Below are 25,107 nucleotides of genomic sequence, written 5' to 3'. Positions count from 1 at the left end.
CGGCCGGCGGGCCGGACCCGGCCCGCCGTCACATCTGGTGGCGGGCCAGCCAGTCGGTGTGCTGCGGGGAGACGATCCGCTCGGTCTCGAAGACCGCCCCCGGCCACTGGCGCTCCGTCAGCGTCGTCTCCATCGCCACCTGCATGGCCTCCAGGTCCTCCTCCACCAGGGAGTGCGCCGAGATCAGCGGGTGGTGGCGGCGCATCTCGCTCCAGGCGAGGCAGGCGGCCGCCGCCGCCGAGAGCGCGCCCGTCAGGGCGAAGGACTGGGCGGCGGAGAACGTCCTCAGCACCGCGAACACCAGGGCCAGCGCGGTCAGGACGGCGATCGTCGTCGACCAGACCAACGTGGCCCGCCGGGACACCTCCTGCCGCCTGCGGTACCAGTTCCGCTGCTCGATCAACCGGTCCCGTACGTAGGTCTCCTTGCGTACGGTGAACGCCTTCTCCCGCAGTTCGCGCATCGAGTCGGTGATCAGCCCGCCCGAATCGGCCGTCAGGTCCCGGGGGTCGGCCCATCCCACCTTGCGGAGCTCCTGGAGCCCCTCCTCCAGCCGGTTGGCGAACACCGCCTCCGGGTGATGGGTGCCGGTGTCGAACGGGGAGCCGTGCACCGAGTAGCGCCAGCACATCGACTTGATGAACTCCGCGGCCGACCGGTTGAGCTGCCAGTGCGACTTCGCCTTGCGCCGGGCCGAGAGGTACGTCGATATCAAGACACCCAGGTACGCCAACACGCTGACGGAATCGGTGAGTTGAAGCGTGTCAGCCACGGTGAAGTGCCAGGGGATGGCTGCCGGAACGGCCCCGGCGACCAGTAGGATCAGCTGGAAGCGGGTGGTGTTCACGGCCTCCCGCTGCCGGGCGACGGCGATCTCGTCCGTGTGGTGGAAGAGCGCCGGGAGGTCGGCGTTCCTGAAGACCATGCTCTGGAGCGGCCCGGGAAGCGCCGTCATGTTCACTCCCGTCTGCGGTTATGTCGTCTTTCCCGTGGCGGAATCGATAGTTCCGTTCGATTCCGGGCAGCCGTGTCCGACGCCCTGGTACACGTGCGGCTTACTTCAGTTGCCAACCGAGGGCATGAGAGTAAAGTCGTGCTACCGGACACTGCAATGGTGCAGAAGGCATCGCGGCATTCCTGTCCGGAACCCTTCCATCGGAACGAATCCCCTCAAGGACGGCCGTGAACACCTCTGAATCCTCCGTCTCCTTCGCCGCCGCGAAGAAGAACCGTGTGCCGCTCGCCCAGATCGACGTCCACGGCACCGCCGCGGACCGCAAGCTCGGCCGTGTGCACGCCGCGTCGGCGGCCCGCCGCACCCAGGCGGCCACCTTCAACTCGGCGCTCTGAAAAAACCGCACCATACTTCACGATTCGAGGTCCGAGCCACCCCTTCGGACTGGATAGACTGGTGGAATGACAGGACCCCTGGTCCCTTTTCGTGAAGTTGTTCTCAAGGTCCACAGCAGATGCGATCTTGCCTGTGACCATTGCTATGTCTATGAACATGCAGATCAGAGCTGGCGCACCCGGCCCAAGGCATCTTCCGACGATGTCATCCTCCGGACCGCTCAGCGCTTGGCCGAGCATGCCAAAGCACATGCACTGCCCTCCGTGTCGGTCATCCTGCACGGAGGGGAGCCTCTACTGGCGGGGCCCGCCCGACTGCGGCAGGTCTGCGAAGCTCTGACCTCCGCCCTCGACGGCGTCGCGGAACTCGACCTCCGCATCCATACCAACGGACTCCAGCTCAGTCCCCGGTATCTCGACCTCTTCGACGAATTCGGCGTCAGGGTCGGCATCTCCCTCGACGGCGACAAGGCAGCCAACGACCGGCATCGCCGCTTCGCCGACGGGCGCAGCAGCCACCCGCTGGTCCTCAGGGCCGTGGAGCTGCTCCGGCAGGAGCGGTACCGCCATCTGTACCTCGGGCTCCTGTGCACCGTCGACATCGAGAACGACCCCCACGCGGTCCTCGACGCCCTGGCCGAACTCGAACCACCGCTCATCGACTTCCTGCTCCCGCACGCCACCTGGGACGATCCGCCGCCGCGCCCGGAAGGCGCGACCACCGCCTACGCCGACTGGCTCCTCGCGGTCTTCGACCGCTGGCAGGAGCGGGGGCGTCCGGTGCCGGTGCGGATCTTCTCCTCGGTGCTCTCCACGCTGAGCGGCGGCCCCAGCCTCACCGAGTCCCTGGGGCTCGCCCCCACCGATCTCGTCGTCGTCGAGACCGACGGCCAGCTCGAACAGGTCGACTCGCTCAAGAGCGCCTACGAGGGCGCCGCGGCCACCGGTTTCGACGTCTTCACCCACACCCTCGACGAGGTCGCGTCCCACCCGGGCGTCCGGGCCCGGCAGCTCGGGCTCGCCGGGGTCGGCGAGGCCTGCCGGCGGTGCCCCGTCGTCCGCTCCTGCGGCGGCGGCCTCTACACCCACCGGTACCGCTCCACCGGCCCGTCGGGCCCCTTCGGCAACCCGTCCGTGTACTGCGCCGACCTGATGGCCCTGGTGCGCGGCATCGAGGCGCGTACGGCCGCCTCCCTGATCGCCCCCGAGGTGACCGGGCGGGAGGAACTGCCCGGCTCCCAGCGGGACCTCACCCGCATGCTGCTGGCCCGGCTCAACGCCGACCTGGAAGGGCGCGGCGGCGAGCCGTGGGCGCGGGCCTGGGAACTGGCCGCCGCGATCGAGGCGTCCGACGAGGGCGCCGGCGGTCTCGACGAGGTGCTGGCCCACCCCTACACCCGCACCTGGCTGCTCCATGCGCTGGAGCGGCTCCAGGAGGGGGACGTGTCCGTCGCGCGGAGGCTTCCGGAGTACCTCGCGGTCGCCGCGGTCCGGGCCGGTCTCGATCTCCCCGTGGACGTCGGCCACGCGGACGGCCGGCTGGTGCTGCCCGGGATGGGGGAGTTGCGGATCGAGGGCGCGGGGGAGCGCGGGACGGCGCAGGTGCGCGCCGTCGAGGACGGCTTCCTGGTCCGGTGGGGCGGGCAGGGTTCCGCTCCGGCGGAGCGGCGGGTCACCCGGCCCCGGACGGCCGCCCCCGGCTGGCGGCCGGTGCGTCGGTTCGCGATGCCGGGCGGTGCGCCCGGCCCGGTCTTCGAGCTGGCGCTCGACGACCTCGACCCGTACCGCGACTGCTTCCCCGCCCCGGTCGCCGCGCCCCTCGGGGACCGGGCCGCCGCGGATCTGGTGTTCCGGCTCGGTGAGGCCTGGGTGCTGATCGAGGCGAAGGCGCCCGCGCGGGCCGCGGAGATGGTCCGGAGCCTCACCACCCTCACCCCGCTCACCGGTCTCGCCCCCTCCGAGCCCGCTGTCGGGCGGCACGGATACGGGGCCCTCGGAATCGCCGTGGACGGCGGCGTCGAGGAGCTGGCGTTCGCGCTGCTCCGGGGTTTCCGGCGGGCCGAATTGCGGGCCCTCGCCGACGTCACGGATCTTTACGCGGCGGACGGCTCCTGGGAACATCGGATTCCCTGGCAGGAAGAAACAGTTCCGTTTTCCCGGTTGTTGGCCGAGACCTATGAGCGGATGGCGTTGGGTGTATTCGAGCCACGTTGTCTGGAGGGTGTCGCACAGGCTCTCGATACGCTGGAAGGTGGAGCCGAGCTCACCGTCAGCGGAAAGCGATTGCTGGATCTGATGCGAAAAGAAGTCTGAGGCTCGAATTCCGGTTCGAACGAGGGTGTGGGGGCGCGTGGGACAACTGGGAAGAACGGTCCCAGACCGAATTCGATCAAGGTGAGTCTCGACGCACCGCGGGAACCTATGACTGAAAACCGGCGTTGAATGACCGAACGCCATGGGGGTGGAGCAAGGTCCGCTCCGGAATGATGAATTCGCTCGCATTCGATTCACTTCACGGATGCGGGTGCTCACACAGGACGGGGGTCGTGTTCACGCGATGACGCAGCAGCGAGCGGCGGACCATCGACCGTACTTCTTCTTGAGTTACGCCCATACACCGGGGTACGGCAGTGGCACGGACCCGGACATGTGGGTCGAGCGCCTCTTCAAGGATCTCTGTGACCACGTGCTGGCCATGACGGATCTGCCCGCGGGCGCGCCCGCGGGGTTCATAGACCGCGAAATACGCTCCGGCGAGGGCTGGTCGGAACGGCTCGGCGAGGTGCTCGCCACCTGCCGGGTGTTCGTTCCGCTGTTCTCGCCGCGCTATTTCGCCAGTGAGATGTGCGGCAAGGAGTGGTACGCCTTCGCGCAGCGCGCCATCCACTACCGGGCCCGCTCCAACCAGCCGGCCGAGGCGATCGTCCCGGCGCTCTGGGTGCCCGTCCCGCCGACCCAGCTCCCGGTGCCCGCCGAACGGCTCCAGTTCAACCACCGTGACTTCGGGGACCGTTACGCCAGCGACGGGCTCTACGGCCTCATCAAGCTGAAGCTGTTCGCCGAGGAGTACGAGCGCGCGGTCTACGAGCTCGCCAAGCGCATCGTCAACGTCGCCGGAACCATCAGGATCGGCACCGGGCGCCCCGTCGACTACCGGCTCGCCCCCAGCGCCTTCGGCCCGCGCAACAGCACGCCCGGCGGCCCCCGCCCCATGCAGGTCACCGTCGCCGCGCCCACCCGGCACGACCTGCCCCCGGGCCGCAGTGCCGACTACTACGGCGACAACCCGCAGGACTGGAACCCCTACCACCCCTCCTCGGCCCGCCCGTTGGCCTACGTCGCGGAGGACCTGGTGCGCTCCCTGAACTACCAGCCGACCATCTCGTCCTTCGACGAGGAGGCCGGGCACGGCGAGGGCAAGCAGCCGCCGAGCAGGCCGGAGATCCTGCTCGTCGACCGCTGGGCCCTCCAGGACGAGGACCGCCGCAGGCGCCTCGCCGCCTTCGACGCCGAGGACCGCCCCTGGGTGACGATGGTCGTGCCGTGGAGCCGCGAGGACCCCCAGAGCATGGCGGCGGAGGCCGAGCTGACCGCGAAACTCGAAGAGACGATGCCGATCAAGATGAGCCAGGGGCGGGCCTTCTGCCGCTCCGCGGCCAAGGGCGTGCCCAGCATGGAGGCGTTCGGCCAGATCCTGCCGCAGGTCGTCGAAGTGGCGGCCCAGCAGTATCTGCGGCACGCGACCGCCTATCCGCCCGCGAGCAGCGGCGGCGGACACACCGAACGGACCCGGCTGATGGGGCCGATGGCGCAGACGAACTACATCCCCGAGACACACGATCCTGCGACGGATGCGGAGGACACGGATGACGGCCGGTCGTGACGGGCGCATCGTCACTTTCTACTCGTACAAGGGCGGCACCGGGCGCACCATGGCCCTGGCCAACACTGCCTGGATACTCGCCGCCAACGGAAAACGGGTGCTGGCCGTCGACTGGGACCTGGAGGCGCCGGGGCTCCACCGCTTCTTCCACCCGTTCCTCGACCCGTCCACCCTCGGTGCCACCACCGGTGTCATCGACCTGATCACCGAGTACGCCTGGGCCGCGACCAGCCCGGTCCAGCGCGCCGACGACTGGCACCGCGACTACGCGCGGATCCAGCCGCACGCCGTCTCGCTCACCCCCGAGGCGCTCGGCTGGGAGTTCCCGCAGGGCGGCACGCTCGACTTCGTCTCCGCCGGACGGCAGAACCGCGAGTACTCCGCGACCGTCTCCACCTTCGACTGGGACAACTTCTACGACCGGCTCGGCGGCGGCCACTTCTTCGACGCGCTCCGCGACGACATGAAGGCCAACTACGACTACGTCCTCATCGACAGCCGCACCGGCCTCAGCGACATCGCCGACATCTGCACCGTCCACCTCCCCGACATCCTCGTCGACTGCTTCACGCTCAGCGACCAGTCCATCGACGGTGCCGCCTCCGTGGCCCGGCAGATCTCCGAGCGCTACACCGGCCGCCCCATCTCGATCTACCCCGTCCCGATGCGCATCGACGAGGGCGAGAAGGAGAAGGCGGACGCCGGACGGGCGCTGGCCCGGCTGAAGTTCGACCGCCTGCCGCGCAACCTGTCCGGGGACGAACTCACCGCCTACTGGGGCGCGGTGGAGATCCCGTACCGCCCCTACTACGCCTACGAGGAGACCCTCGCCACCTTCGGCGACGAGGCCGGCCTCACCAACTCCCTGCTCTCCGCCTTCGAGCGGCTCACCTCCGTCATCACCGACCAGCAGGTCACCGCGATGCCGCCGGTCGGCGAGGAGGCCCGGCTGCGGATCCGGGACGCCTTCACCCGGCGCCGGCCCGCGCTCCCCGCCGACCTCTTCCTCAGCTATGTGGCCGAGAACCGGATGTGGGCCGACTGGATCGAGTCCGTGCTCACCCGCGCCGGGTTCCGCGTCGTCCCGCGCGACGTGTCCGCCGAGCGCAGCGAGGAGACCGCCCCGGCCGGGGAGAACGCCGCCCGCACGGTCGTCCTGCTCTCCTCCGCCTACCTCAAGTCCCAGCGCGCGGTGAGCGTCTGGGACCGGGCCGTCGCGGAGGACCCGGGGGGCGGCCGGCGCCATCTGCTGCCGATCAGGGTCGGTGACGTACGGCTGTCCGCCAACTACATCGACCGCAACCCCGTCGACCTCTTCCGGCTCGACGAGGTGCACGCCACCGCCGCGCTGCTGCGCGCCCTGGACCGGCCGGTCCAGCTGACCGACGCGGTGTCGCCCGGCCCGCGCTTCCCCGGCACCGTCCCCAGGATCTGGAACGCCCCGCCGCGCAACCCCGGCTTCACCGGCCGCTCCCTGGTCCTGGAGCGGATGCGCGACCAGCTCGGCGGCGGCATGGCCGTCGTGCTGCCGCAGCCGCAGACCCTGTACGGACTCGGGGGCGTCGGAAAGACCCAGGTGGCCCTGGAGTACGTGCACCGCTTCATGGCCGACTACGACCTGGTCTGGTGGATATCTTCCGAGCAGACCGACGACGTGGTGGCCTCGCTGGCCGAGCTCGCGGTCCGGCTGGGTGCTCAGGGCGGCGACGACATGGCGGCGTCCTCCGCGGAGGCGGTGGACCTGCTGCGGCGCGGGGTGCCGTCGGACCGCTGGCTGCTGGTCTTCGACAACGCCGACGACCCGGAACGGCTGCGGCGCTACTTCCCGCAGGGCGGATCCGGACACATCCTGGTCACCTCGCGCAACCAGGCCTGGTCCCAGCACGGTGACGCGCTGCCCGTCGACGTCTTCCTGCGGGAGGAGTCCATCGAGCACCTCCAGCGCCGGGCGCCGGGGCTGAGCATGGAGGACGCGGCCCAGGTGGCCACGGCGGTGGGCGACCTTCCGCTCGCCGTCGAGCAGGCGGCGGCCTGGATCGCGGAGACCGCCACCCCGATCGACGCCTACCTGGAGCAGTTGGCGCAGCAGGCCCCCGAGGTCCTGGCGCTCAACCAGCCGACCGGCTACCCGCTGCCGGTCGCCGCAACCTGGAACATCTCCATCGAACGGCTCAAGGAGCGGTCGCCGGCCGCGGTGCGGCTGCTCCAGCTCTGCGCCTTCTTCGCCCCCGAGCCCATCTCCGGGAACCTGCTGTACAGCAAGGAGATGATCGAGGCACTGAAGCCGTACGACGCCTCGCTCCAGGAGAAGCTGGTACTGGGCCGGGTCATCCGGGAGATCGGCCGGTTCGCCCTCGCCAAGGTCGACCAGGTCTCCAACTCCATCCAGGTGCACCGGCTCGTCCAGGCGGTCATCCGGGCCCAGCTCACCGAGCAGGAGCAGCGGGAAGCCCGGCACGCCGTGCACCGCATCCTCGCGGGCGCCCGGCCCGACGACGACGAGCCGATCGACAACCCGTCCACCTGGCAGCAGTTCGCCACGATCTGGCCGCACCTCGGCCCGTCCGACGCGCGCAACTGCAAGGAGCCCGAGGCCCGCAGGCTGCTGATCGACCGGATCCGCTACCTCTGGAAGCGCGGCGACTTCCGGACCGCCACCACGCTCGGCGAGGAGCTGCGCGACATCTGGCGCGAGACGCTGGGCGAGCGGGACATCCAGTACCTCTACCTCTGCTTCCACCTCGCCAACGTCTACCGCGCGCGCGGGCGCTACGTGGAGGCCAAGGAGCTCGACGAGGTCACCCTGGCGATCCAGCAGGAGGTCCTGGGCCCGGAGCACCCGCACACGTACATGAGTGTCAGCAGCCTGGCGACCGACCTCGGTGTGCTCGGCGACTACACCAGGGCGATCGAGCTGGCGACCGAGGCCACCGAAGGGTTCAACCAGATCTTCTTCGACCGGCACCCCAGGACGCTGGCGGCCTCCAACAACCTGGCGTTCACCCTGCGGTCCATCGGTCAGTACGCACGGGCCAGGGAGATCGACCAGGACGTCTTCGACAAGCGGGTCGAGGTGCTCGGCGCGGAGCACCCCTACAGCCTCTCCTCGGCGATGAACCTCGCCCGTGACCTGCGGGACGTCGGCCGGTACGAGGATTCGGTCAACCTCCTCAGCCGTACGTACGACAGCTACAAGGCCACGCTCGGCCGCGCCTTCCCGGGCACCCTGAGCGCGGCCAAGAGCCTCGCGGTCTCGCTGCGCCGGGCGGGCAGATTCGAGGACGCCCGCAGGCTCACGGTGGCCACCCGCGCCCGGTACCGCGCCAAGTACACGGCCGCCAACCCGGAGTCGCTGGCCTGCGATCTCAACCTGGCGGCCGACCTGTACGCGGCCGGTGAGACGATCGAGGCGAGGGACGCGGCGCAGGAGGTCGTCGACCAGTACATGATCGTGCCGGGGGAGAAGCACCCGTACACCCTGGCGGCCCTGAACAACCTCGGCGTCTACCAGTCGGGGATCGGTGCCTCGGACGAGGCGGTACGGGTCCTGACCCGGGTGGTGGCCTCGATGCGGGAGGTGTACGGGCCGGAGCACCCCAACACGCTGCTCTGTGTGATGAACCTGGCGAACGCGACGGCGGAGCGGGGCGACCTCGAACTGGTCCTGGAGACCGAGGAGAAGGTGGCCGGGCAGCTCCGGAGGGTCCTGGGAGCGCACCATCCGGAGACCCTGGCCATGACGTCGAACATGGCGGTCACGCTCGACGCGATGGGGCGCAAGGACGAGGCCATCCGGGTGCGGTCCGAGACCGTCGAGGAGCTGGCCCGTCAGCTCGGCGACGACCATCCGATGACCAGGATCGCCCGGGACGACGACCGGTTCGAGCGTGAGCTGGAGCCGATGCAGGTGTGAGAGAAGGGGGCGCCCGGCCGCAGGCCGGACGCCCCCTTCCCCTGTCCTCTTCCCTTCCCGCCGGCGCTCAGCAGGCGGCGGGCTCCAGCAGCCAGTTCAGGATCCTGGGCAGGGCGTGCAGCGCGTCGAAGTGCGCGGCGGCGGGCTCAACCACCACGGTGGAGTTCGGGATGCGTTCGGCCAGCCAGCGGGAGTGGCCCACCGGAGAGAACACGTCCTTCTCGCCGTGCCACAGCAGCACCGGTCCCGGGATGTCCGCCGGATCGAACCCCCAGGGGTTGCTGAACGCGAGGGCGTCGTCGATCCAGCCCCACGCGGATGTGCGCAGCCCCTCACGGTAGTTGCGCAGCAGCATGGTGCGGACGCCCGCGTCGTTCACCACCATCCGGTCGGAATCGGTCAGTTCCTGGCGCAGGTCGTCGATGAGCCGGCCGGGGTTCTTCCGGATCACCGCGGACCGTGAGATGAACGATTCCGCGAGTCCGTCCGGGTCGGCGGACGCGGTGGAGTAGGCCAGGACGTTGGAGGCCGCCATCCCCTCGAACCAGTCGAGCCCGTCGGCGCCGCGCGGTGCCAGCCCGACCAGCGCGGCGGCCCTCGTCACCCGCTCGGGCATCAGCGCCGCGCAGGCCAGGGCGTGCGGGGCACCGCCGGACCGGCCCACCACGGCGAATCGTTCCAGCCCGAGGTGGTCCGCGATGGCCCGGACGTCCTGGACGGCGTCGGCGACACAGCGGCCCGGCAGCCGGTCGGAGTCGCCGTATCCCGGCCGGTCGTAGGTGATGAGCTGGGTCTTGCGCTGGTAGAGGACCATGCCGCGCGGAGCCGGCCCGAGGCGGCTGCCCGGCATTCCGTGCATCAGGAAGACCGGTCTGCCCCGCGGGTCCCCGAGCCGTTCCACCACCAGATGCCGCCCGTCCGCCGCGCGCACCCGACTACGCACTTGACGCCTCCTCCGCGTGGTGCAGGCACAGGCGTGCCCGACTTTCCTGCCCGATTCGATGATGGCTCATCAGAGCACTTACCTGACAGGGGTGTTGGGAAACCACGGGCGGGAGGGGAGCTGAGGCGGTAAAGGGGGAGCGCGGTGCCGGGCGACGCTCAGACGGCTCTCGACTCCAAGTGGTAGGTGGTGTCGACCCAGAAGCCGCTCGTGGCCCTGGCCTTGATCTCCAACACGTACTCGCCGGGCGTCAGCGGGGGGAAACCGCCCCACACACCCCATGCGTACCGTTGCGTCAGTCCTGTGCGGAACGGCGCGGAGAATTCGTGGAGCGGCAGCGGGACGCCGTTGAGCGAGGCGGTGGCCTCCACCACCGACAGGGACAGCGGCACCCGGGAGTACGACCGGGGGTGCTGCATGTTGAGGACGGGGAAGAAGGCCGGCCGGTCCGAGGGGATCGGGCACCGCCGGACCACCCGGCCACCGTACGTGCCGGCCAGGAACCAGAGGTCGTCCGGCTGATTCCAGGCGGCGTGCTCGCCCGTCGTGTCCGCGACCGGGCTGCGGTCGTCGGGCGCCGACAGGGCCCACCGCCACCAGCGCCCCGCGAGTTCCCCGCCCTCCTCCGCGGTCGGTCTCCACCCGTCCCCGGCCCGGCCCGCACCGTTCATGACATCCTCCCCAGGGCACCCCCCTGACCAGGGGGATCGAATCGAACGAGCGGACAGTATCCGGGCCGGTCGGACCGGCCGTACCCGGGTCGGGCGTCACCGGGCCGGGGTGGCCGAACCGATGACGACCGTGCGCGCCCAGGCCGGCGGGGTGTTCGGGAAGCGGCCCCGCGGATCGTCCTCGTCCCAGCTCCGGGGGAACAGGCCCACCACCGTCCGGCACGAGGGCCGGGCGTCCGGCCACGGTGTCTGGCCGTCGGTCAGGACCACGACGACATCGGGCCCCGGCCGCATCCGCAGGGCCCTGGCGAACCCCCTGCGCAGATCCGTTCCCCCGCCGCCGACCAGCGGGATCCCGGCGGCCTGGCACAGCGGGTGCGCGACCCCGACGGCGGCGTCGCACGAGAGGACCGTGACCAGGTCGCGACGGCCGCCGACCGCACGGCAGATCGCGGTGATCTCCAGGAGGGCGCTGCCCAGTTCGCCGTCGCTGACCGAGCCGGACGTGTCGACGATCACCGTGATCCGGGGCGGTCGGCGCCGCAGGCTCGGCAGTACGGCACCGGGCACCCCGGCAGAACGCCGGGACGGCCTGCCGTACGTGTAGTCCTCGCCCGCGCCCGAGCCGGAGACGGCCGAGCGGACCGCCGCGCCCAGCAGCTCCCGCCACGGCTGCGGCGGGTGGAACGCCTCCTCGGCCCACCGCCGCCAGTTCTTCGGCGCGTTCCCGGGATGGCCGGTGATGCCCTGCGCCACCCGGAACCGCACCGCGTCCCGCTCCTGTTCGCTGAGCCCGTGCGCCCCGTCCGGCCCCAGGTCCCATTCCCGCCCCAGCCCGTCCGCACCGCTGCCGCAGTCCAGCCAGGCCAGGCCCGCGGTGTGCGGCCCGAGCCGGAACCGGCGGACGTACTCCTCCATGAGCAGGCCCTCGGGAAGTCCCAGGAAGCCCGGATCGACGGCGTCCTCCGGCGCGAGCAGCCCGTCGCCGTACACGTCGTCGTTGATCTCGCAGTCGGCGGCGATGTTCATCCGCAGCCGTCCCGCGGGGCCGGTCAGCCCGTGGAGCCGGGCGATCCGGTCGCCGCGTCCGGGGTGGTCGCGGAGCAGGTGCGCCACCTCGTGGACCCAGACCCCGGCCAGTTCCTCCACCGGGGTCCGGGCCACGAACCCGGGCGAGGCGTAAACCCGCCAGTACCGGTCGACGGCCATCGTCGGCACCCGCCGATCCTCCACCACGTGCAGGGCGAACAGGGCCGTCGCGAGATAGGGCCGGGCCCGGACGGCCTGGAGCCGGGCGGCGAAGAGCTTGTCGAGGTCCAGCGGACGGGGCGGGACGGGGGTCACCGGCCGGCCTTCGCGCCGACGGCCTCCCGGTCGGCGGTGCGGGACGCGGCCCGGTCCGCCCGCCGGGACAGCGACACCACCCCGGCGAGCTGTTCGATCGCGGCCGGTACGTCCCAGTCCTCCTGGCGCAGCGAGGCGAGCGTGGTCGCGGGTACGACCACCACGTCCGGGGCGCCGGTCTCCAGCGCCCGGACCAGGAGCGCCCACGCCGCGTCCCAGCGGGACTGTTCCGGGCGGTTGCGGACCGCCGCCACCACGCCGTCGAGCACGGCCTGACGCAGATCGCCGCGTTCGGGCAGGACGGCGTTGGCCGGGTCGGCGAGCACCGCCTCGGGGTCGGGCAGGTCCATCCGGTCCAGGCTCGCCAGGAGTTCCAGCCCGGGGCCGTCCCCCACGGTGCCCCGGACCAGGAGGGAGAGCACGTCCCGGGAGGAGTCGGCGGCGGTGGCGAACGCGACCAGGGTGAGCGTCATGTCCCAGCTGCGGGGCGACGGCCAGGGCCCGCCCCGCCGGGTCTCGCCGCTGGGCAGCCGGTGCACGAGCGTCGGGCGGGCGGCGAGCAGCCCGCACACCGCGCGCCGCGCGAAGTCCACCGCCTGCGGCAGCCGTTCGGGATCGAGCCGGGGAAAGACCGCCCGGGGCCAGACGCCGCCGAGACCGCGCACCACGACCTCGTGGTCGTGGGTCCACTGGAGGTGGACGAAGCGGTTGGCCAGCGGCGGGCTCAGCTCCCAGCCGTCGGCCGCCGAGGACCGCGGATTGGCGGCGGCGACGATCCGTACCCCCGGCGGCAGCCGCAGGGCACCGACCCTCCGCTCCAGCACCAGCCGGAGCAGGGCGGCCTGGACGGCGGGCGGGGCGGTGGACAGCTCGTCCAGGAAGAGCAGGCCCCGGCCCGCCCGTACCAGGCGCACCGCCCAGTCCGGCGGGGCCATCGGGACGCCCTGTTCGGCGGGGTCCTCCCCGATGACCGGCAGCCCCGAGAAGTCGGACGGTTCGTGGACGCTGGCGACGACCGTGGTCAGCGGAAGGTCCAGGGACTCGGCGAGCTGGGTGAGGGCGGCGGTCTTGCCGATGCCGGGCTCGCCCCGCAGGAGGACGGGCAGGTCGGCGGCGACGGCCAGGGTCAGTGCCTCCAGCTGGTCGTCGGGACGGGGCTCGGTGGCGGTGTCGCGGAGCAGGGCCGTGAGCTCGCGGGCGATGTCGAGCTGGGAGCCCCGGTCGGGGCCGACGGGGGCGCGGGGCGGGGCGACGGAAGGGTGTGCGGGCATGGCTGATCACCTTTGGGGTCTGTGACGCGTGCGTGGTCTTCGGGTCGGCGGGGAGCCGTGGTGCCGGAGGTTTCGGGGTCAGTTCGCTGCCGTGCGGCGCGGGCGACGGCGGCCGGGGCGGTGGTACGGGGCGCGAGGGGGGCCCTCGGCGAGGCCCGCCCGGTACAGCCCGTACGTGATCCGCCGCCGCGCGGCCGTCTCCAGCTCGTCCCGCAGCTCGCCGCCGCGCAGCACCGCGCCGGGGCCCAGCAGCCCCTCGACGACGGCCAGCGCACCGGTGATGTCGCCGTGGTCCAGGCGTTCGCGTACTCCGGGGAGGCAGTCGGGGCGGCGGTGGGCCTCGTCGATGGCGCGGAGGCAGGGGAGCGGGGTGCCGGTCAGCGCGACCAGCAGCTCCTCCCGGCGGAGCTCGACCGGGTCGTGGTCGAGCGGGGAGAGCACCCCGTCGACCAGGCCGATCCGGTGCAGGGCGCCCCGGCACTCCACGGTGCGCGGTGCCCCGGGCGGGTCCGGGCGTCGGGCGGGCGGGGCCGCCGGGCGCCCCGGCAGCAGGGCGGCGAGGACCAGCGGATGCAGCCGGTCGGCCTCGATCGCACCGGTACGGAGCAGGTCGAGGTCGGGCAGCACCCAGGTCGCCGCGTCGGGCAGCACCGGCGGTGTACGGCCGGTGCCGCCCCCCGGGTCCGGGGCGGCGGAGGCGATCCGCGGCACGGGCGGACCAGTGCCGTCCCGTTCCGCGACCAGCTCCAGGAGCAGCCGCTGCCGGGCCCCGAGCCGGACGGCGACCGTCCCGGCGGAGCGGCCCTCGGCCCGGAGCAGGATCTCCGCCTCGGCCGCCCACCGGCCGGTGGCGCAGTGCAGCTCGTCCGGCACCACCGCCCGCACACGGTCCGGAATCGCTTCCGTCACGTCGGTGCCGGAACGGGTCCGCAGCTCACCGGCCCGGCGCGCGTCCCACAGATGGCGGTGCAGGTCGAGCCGGAACCGTGGGTTCGGGCGGGGGTGCGGGTGGCGGCGGGCGTCCGTACCGGGGGCGGCGGAGTCCCACAGCGCGAGGGAGATCCGCTGACCGGCGTCCGCCCAGGCGGGCGGGGTCCGGACCACCAGATGGACCGGGCGCACCGGCCCGGGGCCCCCGGTGGCGTACCGGGCCAGGGAGAGGGTGAGTCCCGGGCGCAGCAGTCCGCGGGGAGCGGTCCTCGGCAGGTGCCAGCGGAGCAGGTCGGGCGCGAGATGGCGGAGGTCGTCCCGGAGCCGGGCGGCGAACTCCCGGCCGTGGACGCGTGCCACGGCGCGCGGGGTGAGGTCGATGTCGATACCCGCGGCGGCGCAGGCCCCCGCCCAGTCACCGGCGCGGCGGCGGGCGGTCGCGGTCTCGATCATGGAGGGCGGAACGGCGAACTCGCGCACGCGCCGCCAGAAGGACAGTCGGGGATCCGTTTCCACGTCAGAAGTGCGCATCAGCACGCACCTTGTGTGGTAGGAGCCCCCAATCCGCTGAGGAGGTGAGTAGTCATCGCGGGGCAGCGTAGCTTCCGGCCACCCCGTGCGCCAGCCCCTTTCTTTCCGGGACGGGGCCGAGGGCCGTTCGGGGCGGGGCCGGGCGGGTGTCAGTCGACCGTCGAGCCGAACGGCGGTCGTGCGCCGCTGAGTTCCTCCGGGGTGCGGCGGATGGCGGTCAGAAGGGTGACCGCCGTGCCCACCACCGCCCACGCGGACAGCACCAGCAGCGGGCCGGTGACCGCGTTGCCCCGGAAGTAGGCGATCGAGCGGGCGACCCAGGTGCCCGCCCCGGGTGGCAGCGCGGGGCCGATCGCCCGCCAGAAGTCCGGGACCATCGGCAGCGGGTAGGCGCCGCCGGCGCTCGGGTTGCCCGCGATCACCACGATCAGGACCGCCAGGCCGATGCCGACGATGCCGGTGAGGGCCTGGAGGGCGAGGGTGATCATGCCGACGGCGAAGACGGTCAGCGCGCCCAGCCCGGACAGCCCCCAGAAGCTCCCGGGCAGGGCGCCGAGGACGGGCCCGACGATGACCGCGCCCCCGATCCCGCCCAGCACTGCATAGAGCGCCATCACGCCCGTGCGGATCACCGCGCGCCGCCGGTTGGCGGGTTTGGCGCCCGCGCTGATCGCCAGGATCGAGGCGCAGAGGTAGCCGCCGACGCACCACCCCACCACCAGGTAGAACGACGAGATCCCGCCCGCGTCCTGCACGGAGGCCGGGGCCACGTCCACGGACCGCACGGTGCGCTGCCGGCTCTGGTCGACCTCGGTGAGGATCCTGGTCAGGGCGGTCGACAGTGAGGCGCCGCCGCCGGAGGCGACCAGCACGGTGTCGGTGGTGGACCGGGGGTCGACGATCAGGGCGCCGTCGATCTCGCGGTCGAGGATCCGCGCCCGCGCCTCGGCGGCGTCGGCGACCTCGCGAGGATCGAGCGGGCCGCCGGGGAGGTCCTTCAGTTCGGTGACGAGCCGGGCGGACATCTGCCGGGGGGCGACCACACCGAACGGCACGTCCGTCGGGGTCGGGCGGTGCAGGGCGCCGACGTAGGACGCGATGAACAGCAGTTGCAGCGCGAGCACACCGATGACGAGCAGCGCGGCCCGCGGTGTGACGGCGTTCTTCACCTCGTCAGCGAACGTCATGTCCCCACGCTGGAGGGTGCCGTCCGATCGTGCAGGCGGGGCGGGGCCGAACGGCTGAGCGCCCCGTCGGTCCGGGTACGGGGCGGCCCCGCACGGATCCCTCCGGGGCCCGTGCGACAGTCGCCTTCGGCGAGAAAAATTCAGATGAAGATTGATGAAATCAAGTTTTCATCGTTGCCACATAAGAAAACTCAAGGTAAGAATGAGTGGTCGGTGTGGCGCGGAGGAGTGAGGGAGTCGGGGATGGACTGGCAGGAGCTGACGGACCTGACGCAGGGTCGGCCCTTCGTGGTCGAGCGGGTCCGTCTCGCCGACAACGGCGTCGCGATCGAGGGGGACTTCGAGCCGCCCCAGCTGGCCCGGCTCGGCGTCGACGACCAGGTGTTCGTCGCCGCGTTCGTCCGGGCGCACGGTTCGATCAAGGAGATGGAGCGGATCTTCGGAGTCAGCTATCCGACGGTCAAGTCCCGGCTGAACCGGATCGCCGGGCAGCTCGACTTCGTCGACACCGACCCGGCACCCACCGGTGCCGCCGAGGTCGTCGACCGGCTGCAGCGCGGGGAGATCAGCGCCCGGGAGGCGCTGGACGAGTTGGAGCGGTCCCGGTGATCCCGCAGCTGGTGACGGTGGGTCTGCGCCGCTCCGACGGCCGCCGCCGACGACTGTACGTACCCGTCCTGCCGGTGGTGCTGCTGCTGGCGCCCCTGCTCCTGCTCGCCGCGGTGGCCGCGCTGGTCGGCTGCCTCGTCCTCCGGGTGAGCCCGGTGGGGGCGCTGCTCGGCGCCGGGCGGCTGCTGTGGGCGCTCCCCGGCACCCGGTTCGAGATCGAACAGGGCCGCGCGGCCCTGCTGGTGACCATCAGATGACACGGAAGAACGAAGGGGTAGTCATGGACGAGCAACGCCGCCAGGTCCTGCGGATGCTGGCCGACGGAAAGATCACCGCGGACGAGGCCGAGCGGCTGATCGACGCCCTCGAACGGGACCTGCCCCGGGAGCGCCAGGAGACCGCCTCCCGGCAGGGGAACCGGCGCAGGTACCTGCGCGTGATGGTGGTGGACGCGGCGGACACCGCCGGGGAGGGGCCGAGCCGGGTCGACATACGGGTGCCGCTCCAACTGCTGCGCGCCGGGGTCCGGCTCACGAGCCTGCTCCCGCCGAGGGCGGTCGCCCGGGCCAACGAGGAACTGCGCAGGTCCGGTGTGCCGATCGATCTCGCAGAGCTCAAGCCGAAGGATCTGGAGGAGCTCGTCGACCAGCTCGACGAGGTCAGCGTCGACGTCGAGGACCCCGAGGCGAAGGTGCGAATCTTCTGCGAGTGACGTGCGGCCGTACCGCCCCCGGAGCCGACGGAACGGCCCGTGCGGTCGGTCCCGGGGCGGTTGGTACGCCGTACGGACGGGCTCCGCGCGGCCCGCATTTTTTACCGACGCGTAACTTCCCACGCCACCCTACCCGCGCGTAATTTGGCTCGGAAGCACCACGGAACCAGCGTCAGATCTTGTGGTCCGGGCCGCAGGGCGTACAGACATCGCAACCTCCCCAAAGCCGCAAGGAGACCACACGATGCTGCCCCGGAAACGTGCGCCGCGCACCCCACGTACGCGAAGGACCCTCGCCGCACTGCTCCTCGCCGTCGCCGCTGTCGCCACCCCCACCGCCGCTGCCGCCGCGGCCACCCCCACCGCCACGGCCCCCTCGCGCGGCTGGAACGACTACTCCTGCAAGCCCTCCGCGGCCCACCCGCGCCCCGTCGTCCTCGTCCACGGCACCTTCGGGAACTCGGTCGACAACTGGCTGGTCCTCGCCCCCTATCTCGTGAACCGGGGCTACTGCGTCTTCTCGCTGGACTACGGACAACTGCCCGGTGTACCGGTCTTCAACGGCCTCGGCCCGGTCGACAAGTCGGCCGGACAGCTCGCCGTCTTCGTCGACAAGGTGCTCGCCTCCACCGGCGCGGCCAAGGCGGACCTGGTGGGCCACTCGCAGGGCGGCATGATGCCGAACTACTACCTGAAGTTCCTCGGCGGCGCCGCCAAGGTCAACGCCATGGTCGGGATCGCCCCCGACAACCACGGCACCACCCTGCTCGGCCTGACGAAGCTGCTCCCGTACTTCCCCGGGGCCGAGGACCTGCTGAACGCCAACACCCCCGGTCTCGCCGACCAGGTGGCGGGCTCCCCGTTCATCAAGAAGCTCAACTCCCTCCCGGACACCGTGCCGGGGGTGCGCTACACCGTCATCGCGACCCGGTACGACGAGGTCGTGACCCCGTACCGCAGCCAGTTCCTGGACGGACCCGACGTGCGCAACGTCCTGCTCCAGGACCTCTGCCCGGTCGACCTCTCCGAGCACGTGGCGATCGGCACCGTCGACCGGATCGCGTACCACGAAGTCGCCAACGCCCTCGATCCGGCGCACGCCACCCCCACCACCTGCGCCTCCGCCGTCGGATGACGGCAACTCCGGTGCGGGGGAACGGGCTTCCCCGCACCGGCGTGCGCCGCATCGGAGGGCGCGGCAGGCGGGGGTGACTGGCACGATCGACGCATGACGACCATCGACTGGGACTCCGCGGCCGACTCCTTCGACGAGGAACCCGACCACGGGCTGCTCGACCCGGTGGTCCGGGACGCCTGGGCGCGGCGGCTGGAGAGCTGGCTGCCCGGCGGCCGCTCCGACATCCTCGACCTGGGCTGCGGGACCGGCAGTCTGGCCCTGCTCGCCACGGACCAGGGCCACCGGGTCACCGCCGTCGACCGCTCCCCGCGCATGGCCGAGCTGGCGCGGGCCAAGCTCGCCGGCACGGACACCGAGGTGCACGTCGGCGACGCGGCCCGCCCGCCCGTGGGCGGCCAGCGGTTCGACGTGATCATGGTCAGACATGTGATGTGGCTGCTGCCCGACCCGGAGGCGGTGCTGCGGCACTGGTTCGCCCTGCTGCGGCCCGGCGGCCGGCTGATCCTGATCGAAGGCGTCTGGGGCGGGGTCGGCCTCTCCGCCGAGCGGCTGACCGGGCTCCTCGCGTCCTGCACCGAACGCGTCCACCACGAGCCGCTCTCCGACGACCCGCACCTGTGGGGCAAGCGGGTCGACGACGAGCGGTACGCCCTGGTGGCCCGCGCCCAGCCGCCGCACCGGCACACCGAGGTCGTCGACGTCCATCTGATCCTGCGCCGGGGCCCCGAGGTGCTGCTCGCCCGCCGCGCCGGCACGGGATACGCGGACGGGCTGCTCCACGCCCCGTCCGGGCACGTCGAGGACGGCGAGGACGTCCGCGAGGCGATGATCCGCGAGGCCGCCGAGGAGATCGGGGTGGAGCTGGGGCCCGAGGAGCTGCGGGTCGCCCTGGTCATGCAGCACCGGGGGCCCGGCGGCGCGCCCCGCACCGGCTGGTTCTTCGAGGCGGAGTACGACCCCGCCCGCCCGCCGGACAACCGTGAGCCGGACAAGTGCTCCGAGCTGGGCTGGTTCCCGCTGCACGCCCTCCCGGACGACATGGTCGCCTACTGCCGGGCGGGGCTCGACGGCTACCGGGCGGGCGAGCACTTCCTGATCCACTGGCACGAGGACGGCGACCCCGTGGCGTACCGGCCGGACGGCGTCCGCCGGGCCGTTCCGCTGCCGGCCGGCGGCGCGGGCAGTGGCGCGGTGCACCACATCGAGCTGTGGGTGCCCGATCTGGCGGCGGCCGTACGGAGCTGGGGCTGGCTCCTCGGCGAGCTGGGCCATGTCCCGTACCAGCACTGGGAGAACGGGCGGAGCTGGCGGCGCGGCGAGAGCTATGTGGTGGTCGAGCGGTCGCCCGACCTGGTGCCCGGCCCGTACGACCGCCACCGTCCCGGCCTCAACCACCTCGCCTTCCACGTCCGGGACCGGGCCGCCCTCGACGCCCTGGTGGCCGGGGCCCCGGAGCACGGCTGGCGGCCGCTCTTCGCCGACCGCTACCCGCACGCGGGCGGCGAGGAGCACACCGCCGCCTACCTGGAGGACGCCGCGGGGTACGAGGTCGAACTGGTCGCCGGGGCCCGCAGCCCCCGCCCGGCCCCCGAGGAACCGGCACCGTACGCCGACGCCTGGGCCCGGCGCAGGGACTGAACGGCGCAGGGACTGAACGACGCCGGGACTGAAGGGCGCCGGAACCGGACGGGGTTGGGACCGGACGGGGTCTCGGCGCCGAGGGGTGGGCGAGGCCGGTCAGCCGTCGCCCGCGGCGGGGGTACGGCCGGCCGTGAAGTACGGCGACCGGTGGTGTCGGCGGGCCCACGCGGCCGCCACCAGCCCGGAGCCGATCATCAGGACCGGGACGAGCAGGGCGAACCAGCCGTTGTCGGCGGAGACCTCGAAGTGGTCGGTGGACCGGTAGAAGGTCCAGGCGAGGTAGCCGCCGGTGGCGAGCAGCGCGAGCGCGCCCAGCACCGGACCGACGACGGCGCGCAGGGCCTCCAGCGGTGCGGAGCGCAGCAGATGGCGGAAGCGCACCGCGGCGGCCGTGGCGGTGAGGGCGTAGTACAGGGCGACGACGATGCCGATCGCGTTGACCGAGGCGAAGATCAGGTCGTTGACGGTGGGGATGATCAGCGCCAGCGCGGCGAGGGCCAGGGCGATCGCGGTGATCAGCAGGGTGCCGGCGGCTGGTGTGCCGTGCCTGGGGTGCAGCCGGGTCCAGACGGGGCCGAGCACACCGTCGCGGCCCATCGCGTACATCCCCCGGGCGGTCGGGATGACCGACGCCTGGAGCGACGCCACGGCGGAGAACATCAGGGCGATGAGCGGGAGGGCGGCCAGCGGCTGTTCGGCGAGCTTCGTACCGAAGTAGGCCAGCCCCTGCGCGCCGTTGTCGGCCAGTTCGTCCAGCGGCAGGACGCGCTGGAAGGCGGTGCCGGCGAGCAGGAAGAGGAGCAGCATGACGGTGAGCGCGATGAACCCGCCGCGCGAGGCGTCCCTCGGGTCGCCTACCTCCTCGCCGACGCTGAAGACCGACTCGAAGCCCCAGTAGCAGAAGACCGCGAGCACCATCCCCTGGGCGAGGGCCGCCGCCGAGGGGATGTCGAAGGGGTTGAACCACTGCAAGGAGAAGGGCTGGTCACCGGCGAACAGCCCGTAGCCGCAGAAGGCGAGCAGCACCCCGTACTCGAAGACCAGCAGGTACTTCTGGAGCCGCGCCGCGAGGTCCAGCCCGCGGACGGCCACCAGCGCGGCGGCGATCAGGACGGCCATGCCGAGCAGGGTGGACTGGAAGGTGGAGTTCGCGTCGAGGTCCAGTCCGGCGACGCGGTGGAGCCCGGCCTGGCCCAGCAGTTGGATGACCGCCGAGCCGGTGACCGTGGTCGTGTAGGCCATGAACACGATGGTGCCGACGACGTTGACCCAGCCGACCAGGAAGCCCAACCAGGGGCTGAGGACGCGGCCGACCCACTGGTAGCTGCTGCCCGCGCTCGGCTCGACGCGGTTGAGCCGGCCGTAGCCGCCCGCGATGCCGAGCACGGGCAGGAAGGCGAGCAGCATGATGGCCGGGAGATGGAGGCCGACGATGGCCGCCATCAGACCGAGGCCGATTCCGATGCTGCTGGTGGCCGCGGTGCTCGACGCGGCGAGGACGATGCCGTCCACGACGCCGATGGACTGGCGCATGGCCGCCCGGGAGGCCTGGTCGCCAGGGTCTGGCGTGATTCTCGCGTTCTTCACTGATGCCGCCAATGAACGTCGCCTTGCTCGGGAGGAGGGCTCACGGAAGGCCGGGCCCGGTGACGGGCCCGGGGGATGGAGCCCGGGGGGAGAGGTGGCCGGAGAGCCCGGCCGGCACGTCATGAAACTCCCGTCCCCGTTACACGTCAATGGTGTTGTCGTAAGAGGGCGGAGGGGTACGCGCGAGGGACCCGGGGAAGGTGAAGAGTTACGTCAACGATGTTGACTTCGGGGCGGAGGTGGCGTTCTGATGGCGGCGGCTACCGGGTACGGATCGCCTCCCGCGCCGGACGGCGGGCGGGGCGGCACGGCCCCGGCTCATGGGGCCCGAGGAGCCCTAGGGGCTCGAGGGCATCGACCGGCCCGGACCGGCTCCGGAAGGCGACCCGTGCCGCGTTCTCAGGCCAGCAGCGCCGCGAGCTTCCCGGCGCGGGCCAGGCGCTCCAGTTCGTCCAGCGCGGAGACCGCGGCGTCGGCCGCCGCCGGATCGTGCCCGGCCAACCCGCTCTCGGTGAACTCGTCCTCGTCCAGTCGCAGGACGGACGAGCCGTCGGCCGACACCCACAGGTCGAGGTCCAGGTCCTCCACCCGCAGCTCCCCGTCCCGCAGCACCGCGGGGCGGGTGATGTCGCAGTACCAGCCCTTGAGCACGCCCGCGCCCGTGCGGACCTCCTTCACCGCGAACCAGCGGTCCCGCCAGTAGTGCTCGGTGAACACGTCACCCGGCTCGAAGCGGACGAAGCCGAAGTCCCGCACCCCCGGCGCCGCCCACGGCGCGCGCACCGTGATCCGGGTACCGTCGTCGCGGACCGGCTCCGCCGGATACCTGATCTTGGTCCGGCCGGCCTTCACCAGGGCGACGACCAGCGCGGCCTCAGCCGAGCCTGCGGACATGGCGCACCTCCGTCGCGCAGATCCGGTAGCCGAACCAGCGGTTGATCGCCAGCATCGGGCCGTTGCCCGCGTCGTTCCCGGTGTACGCGTCCGTGTAGCCGGCGGCGCGCGCCCGGTGCAGCGAGTCGTTCTTGACGAGCTTGGCCAGGCCCCGGCCGCGGTGGGCCCGGCGGGTGCCGGTCATCCCCGACATGTACCGGGTCTGCCCGTCGGTCTCGGCGGCGCTGAACGCCACCACCTCGCCGTCCACCACCGCCACCGAGGTCAGCCCGTGGTCGAGTCCCGGGCTGCGCCAGGTGTGGTTCAGCCAGTCCTCGTAGTCCGACAGCTCGGCCGGGGTGTCGGACGGTTCGTCGGCCGTGGTCTCGGCGTCCGCCTCGAAGAGCGGACGGGGGTCGTCCGCGAAGTCCGCGGCGGTCCGCAGCTCGACCCCGGCCGGGACCTCCTGGCGGGGCGGCAGCGGACCGCCCGCCAGGTCGAGGTGGAGGAAGTGGGCCGGACGGCTCGGCGTGTAGCCGCGCTTCTCGGCGAAGGCCCGGTCCGAGGGGGTGTCGAGCACCCAGGCGTGGACCGAGACCGCGCCCTCCCGGGCCAGATGCTCCTCGGCGGTGCGCAGCAGCAGCCCGCCCGCGCCGCGCCCGGTGCGTTCCGGGTGCGTGTACGTGTTGCAGAATCCCTGGCCGGGTTCGGGGCTGTCGTGGGCGAGGCCGGTCTGCGCCGTCCCTATCACCTCCCCGTCCTCCTCCGCTACCAGCAGCCGGTAGCGCTTGTCCGGGTGGGCCGAGGCCAGGTCGAAGGCGACGCGCTCGGGCGTCGTCACGATGAAGGGGAGAGCGGCCCGCCGGACCCGTACCCAGTCCTCCGCGTCGGTGGGGAGAAAATCGCGAACGATGACAGTCATGCGCCGGACGGTACGGGGAGGAATCCATCGGCGCCCTCGAATTTTTCCGGTGGCGGGGCAGAGGTGAGGGACAATCAGGAGGTGACCCTGAAGATCGTTCTCGACCCCGACGCCGGTATCGCCCCGTACGAGCAACTGCGCACGCGGATCTCCGAACTGGCCCGCTCCGGCGAGCTGCCCGTCGGCTTCAGACTGCCGACGGTACGCGGCTTCGCCGAGGAGCTGGGCCTCGCCGCCAACACCGTCGCCAAGGCGTACCGTGCCCTGGAGGCCGACGGGGTGATCGAGACCCGGGGCCGCAACGGCACCTTCGTCGCCGCCGCCGGCGACGCGGCGGACCGCCACGCGGCCTCCGCCGCCCGGGCCTACGCGGAACAGGCGCGGCGGCTCGGCCTCGCCCACGAGGAGGCGCTGTCCCTGGCCCGGGACGCGCTGCGGGCGGCGTACGAACCGGAGTGAGCCTGGGCGTGCCGGGCGCGCTCCGGGGTGCTCAGAGGTACAGGCCCGCGTCGGCCCCGGAGTCCTGCCGGGGCACCGAGGCGGGGCCGCCGCCGCGCCGTAGCGCGTACAGCTCGGCCAGCGTCGCGCCCTCGCGGCCGATCTCGTCCTCCGCGCCCAGCCAGCCCACCGCCTCCTCGCGGGTCAGCCGGCCCACCTCGATCCTGGCGAGGCAGCGGCCGGGCCGGACCACGGCCGGGTGGAGCCGCTCCAGGTCCTCGTTGGTGGTGACGCCCACCAGGACGTTGCGGCCCTGACCGAGCAGCCCGTCGGTGAGGTTCAGCAGCCGGGACAGGGCCTGGCCCGCGGCGTGCTTGGCCTCGCCGCGGATCAGCTCGTCGCAGTCCTCCAGGAGGAGCAGTCGCCAGCGGCCCTTGGCCGTGCCGTCGTCCTCGCCGATCGCGATGTCCATCAAGTAGCCGACGTCGTTGAAGAGCCGCTCCGGATCGAGTACGCAGTCGACCTGGCACCAGTCCTGCCAGGAGCGGGCCAGCGTGCGCAGGGCGGAGGTCTTGCCGGTGCCCGGCGGCCCGTGCAGCAGGAGCAGCCGGCCCGAGATGTCGTCCGGGGTGACCTTCATCAGCCGGTCCATGGCGGTGGCCACCGGCGCCGTGTAGTTGCCCCGGACCTCGTCCCAGGTGCCGGCGTTGATCTGCCGGGTGGTGCGGTGCGGGCCGCGGCGCGGGGAGACGTACCAGAAGCCCATCGTCACGCTCTCGGGCTGCGGTTCGGGCTCGTCCACGGCCTTGTCGGTGGCCTGGTCGAGGATCTTCCGGGCCAGCTCGGGGGTGGTGGCGGTGACCGTGACGTCGGCGCCCCGGTTCCACCGCGAGACGAGCAGGGTCCAGCCGTCGCCCTCGGCGAGCGTGGCACTGCGGTCGTCGTCGCGGGCGGTGCGGAGCACCGAGGCGTCCGGGGGCAGCAGGCTCGCGCCCTTCCTGACGCGCTCCAGGGTGGTGTTGTGCGAGTGCGGCTGCTCGCCGTTGGCGAAGCGGCCGAGGAACAGCGCGTCGACCACGTCCAACGGGGAATCGCTGTCGTCGACGGTGAGCCGGATCGGCAGCGCGGACTCGGGGTTGGCGGACATGGCCCCATGATCGGCCA

Annotated in this window: 21 protein-coding genes; 10 read left to right on the top strand and 11 right to left on the bottom strand. The window is 72.3% G+C overall.

The annotated features are described in order from the left end of the window. Positions 1 to 28 precede the first annotated feature (28 nt). A complete protein-coding gene (locus ACWC97_RS18690) occupies positions 29 to 925 on the bottom strand; it encodes a DUF4231 domain-containing protein (RefSeq protein WP_450650394.1) in 897 nt (298 codons plus the stop codon). A 257-nt stretch (positions 926 to 1,182) separates the two neighbouring features. Between ACWC97_RS18690 and fxsA the strand changes: the two genes are divergently transcribed. The 4 genes from fxsA to fxsT all read left to right on the top strand — a co-directional run bounded on the left by fxsA (position 1,183) and on the right by fxsT (position 9,146). Further along, entirely contained in the window at positions 1,183 to 1,350 is a 168-nt protein-coding gene (gene fxsA, locus ACWC97_RS18685; protein WP_385218200.1) for an FxSxx-COOH cyclophane-containing RiPP peptide, read from the top strand. A 66-nt stretch (positions 1,351 to 1,416) separates the two neighbouring features. Then, positions 1,417 to 3,663, top strand: coding sequence for a radical SAM/SPASM protein FxsBH, inactivated beta-hydroxylase extension form (gene fxsBH, locus ACWC97_RS18680; RefSeq protein ID WP_450650332.1), 2,247 nt, complete (start codon positions 1,417 to 1,419; stop codon positions 3,661 to 3,663). A 244-nt stretch (positions 3,664 to 3,907) separates the two neighbouring features. Further along, complete coding sequence (gene fsxC, locus ACWC97_RS18675; protein WP_352279299.1) at positions 3,908 to 5,233, top strand: FxsC protein; 1,326 nt, start codon at positions 3,908 to 3,910, stop codon at positions 5,231 to 5,233. Then, complete coding sequence (fxsT, locus tag ACWC97_RS18670) at positions 5,217 to 9,146, top strand: FxSxx-COOH system tetratricopeptide repeat protein (protein ID WP_450650329.1); 3,930 nt, start codon at positions 5,217 to 5,219, stop codon at positions 9,144 to 9,146. Before fsxC ends, fxsT begins: the two co-directional genes overlap by 17 nt. A gap of 67 nt (positions 9,147 to 9,213) precedes the next feature. Here the strand turns inward: fxsT and ACWC97_RS18665 are convergent, their stop codons facing one another. The 6 genes from ACWC97_RS18665 to ACWC97_RS18640 form a co-directional block, all read right to left on the bottom strand. Continuing rightward, on the bottom strand, positions 9,214 to 10,089 hold the full coding sequence (locus ACWC97_RS18665) for an alpha/beta fold hydrolase (protein ID WP_450650327.1): 876 nt from the start codon (positions 10,087 to 10,089) through the stop codon (positions 9,214 to 9,216). A 158-nt stretch (positions 10,090 to 10,247) separates the two neighbouring features. After that, complete coding sequence (locus ACWC97_RS18660) at positions 10,248 to 10,760, bottom strand: hypothetical protein (protein ID WP_385210419.1); 513 nt, start codon at positions 10,758 to 10,760, stop codon at positions 10,248 to 10,250. 96 nt (positions 10,761 to 10,856) lie between these two features. Then, positions 10,857 to 12,104 carry a vWA domain-containing protein gene (locus tag ACWC97_RS18655; RefSeq protein WP_450650325.1) on the bottom strand — a complete coding sequence of 416 codons (1,248 nt, stop codon included), beginning with the start codon at positions 12,102 to 12,104 and terminating at the stop codon, positions 10,857 to 10,859. Beyond that, positions 12,101 to 13,375, bottom strand: coding sequence for an AAA family ATPase (locus ACWC97_RS18650; RefSeq protein ID WP_450650323.1), 1,275 nt, complete (start codon positions 13,373 to 13,375; stop codon positions 12,101 to 12,103). Before ACWC97_RS18650 ends, ACWC97_RS18655 begins: the two co-directional genes overlap by 4 nt. Positions 13,376 to 13,453: 78 nt before the next feature. After that, entirely contained in the window at positions 13,454 to 14,836 is a 1,383-nt protein-coding gene (locus ACWC97_RS18645; protein WP_450650321.1) for a hypothetical protein, read from the bottom strand. 149 nt (positions 14,837 to 14,985) lie between these two features. After that, entirely contained in the window at positions 14,986 to 16,023 is a 1,038-nt protein-coding gene (locus ACWC97_RS18640) for a DUF3533 domain-containing protein (protein ID WP_385210428.1), read from the bottom strand. A 243-nt stretch (positions 16,024 to 16,266) separates the two neighbouring features. Between ACWC97_RS18640 and ACWC97_RS18635 the strand changes: the two genes are divergently transcribed. The 5 genes from ACWC97_RS18635 (at position 16,267) to ACWC97_RS18615 (ending at position 20,120) form a co-directional block, all read left to right on the top strand. Beyond that, complete coding sequence (locus ACWC97_RS18635) at positions 16,267 to 16,632, top strand: DUF2089 domain-containing protein (RefSeq protein ID WP_352279286.1); 366 nt, start codon at positions 16,267 to 16,269, stop codon at positions 16,630 to 16,632. Beyond that, complete coding sequence (locus ACWC97_RS18630; protein ID WP_385210430.1) at positions 16,629 to 16,889, top strand: hypothetical protein; 261 nt, start codon at positions 16,629 to 16,631, stop codon at positions 16,887 to 16,889. Before ACWC97_RS18635 ends, ACWC97_RS18630 begins: the two co-directional genes overlap by 4 nt. A 23-nt stretch (positions 16,890 to 16,912) precedes the next feature. Then, positions 16,913 to 17,344, top strand: a complete 432-nt coding sequence (locus ACWC97_RS18625) for an SHOCT-like domain-containing protein (RefSeq protein WP_392279262.1) — start codon at positions 16,913 to 16,915, stop codon at positions 17,342 to 17,344. Positions 17,345 to 17,588: 244 nt separating this feature from the next. After that, a complete protein-coding gene (locus ACWC97_RS18620) occupies positions 17,589 to 18,479 on the top strand; it encodes an esterase/lipase family protein (protein ID WP_352279282.1) in 891 nt (296 codons plus the stop codon). Between the two features lie 93 nt (positions 18,480 to 18,572). After that, on the top strand, positions 18,573 to 20,120 hold the full coding sequence (locus ACWC97_RS18615) for a trifunctional class I SAM-dependent methyltransferase/NUDIX hydrolase/VOC family protein (RefSeq protein WP_385210436.1): 1,548 nt from the start codon (positions 18,573 to 18,575) through the stop codon (positions 20,118 to 20,120). Between the two features lie 99 nt (positions 20,121 to 20,219). Here ACWC97_RS18615 and ACWC97_RS18610 read toward each other — a convergent pair whose 3' ends face one another. From ACWC97_RS18610 to ACWC97_RS18600, 3 genes are all read right to left on the bottom strand, one after another. Then, complete coding sequence (locus tag ACWC97_RS18610) at positions 20,220 to 21,656, bottom strand: APC family permease (RefSeq protein ID WP_450650317.1); 1,437 nt, start codon at positions 21,654 to 21,656, stop codon at positions 20,220 to 20,222. A gap of 453 nt (positions 21,657 to 22,109) precedes the next feature. Then, on the bottom strand, positions 22,110 to 22,604 hold the full coding sequence (locus ACWC97_RS18605) for a DUF402 domain-containing protein (protein ID WP_352279277.1): 495 nt from the start codon (positions 22,602 to 22,604) through the stop codon (positions 22,110 to 22,112). Beyond that, on the bottom strand, positions 22,585 to 23,505 hold the full coding sequence (locus ACWC97_RS18600) for an N-acetyltransferase family protein (protein ID WP_450650315.1): 921 nt from the start codon (positions 23,503 to 23,505) through the stop codon (positions 22,585 to 22,587). The genes ACWC97_RS18605 and ACWC97_RS18600 overlap by 20 nt, the downstream gene beginning before the upstream one ends. Positions 23,506 to 23,586: 81 nt before the next feature. Between ACWC97_RS18600 and ACWC97_RS18595 the strand changes: the two genes are divergently transcribed. Then, a complete protein-coding gene (locus ACWC97_RS18595) occupies positions 23,587 to 23,964 on the top strand; it encodes a GntR family transcriptional regulator (RefSeq protein WP_352279274.1) in 378 nt (125 codons plus the stop codon). Positions 23,965 to 23,995: 31 nt separating this feature from the next. Here ACWC97_RS18595 and ACWC97_RS18590 read toward each other — a convergent pair whose 3' ends face one another. After that, positions 23,996 to 25,090, bottom strand: coding sequence for a DUF5925 domain-containing protein (locus tag ACWC97_RS18590; protein ID WP_352279272.1), 1,095 nt, complete (start codon positions 25,088 to 25,090; stop codon positions 23,996 to 23,998). Positions 25,091 to 25,107 lie beyond the last annotated feature (17 nt).

The organism is Streptomyces sp. NPDC001108, from assembly GCF_053598535.1.
This window is presented reverse-complemented; position numbering and strand designations above follow the sequence as displayed.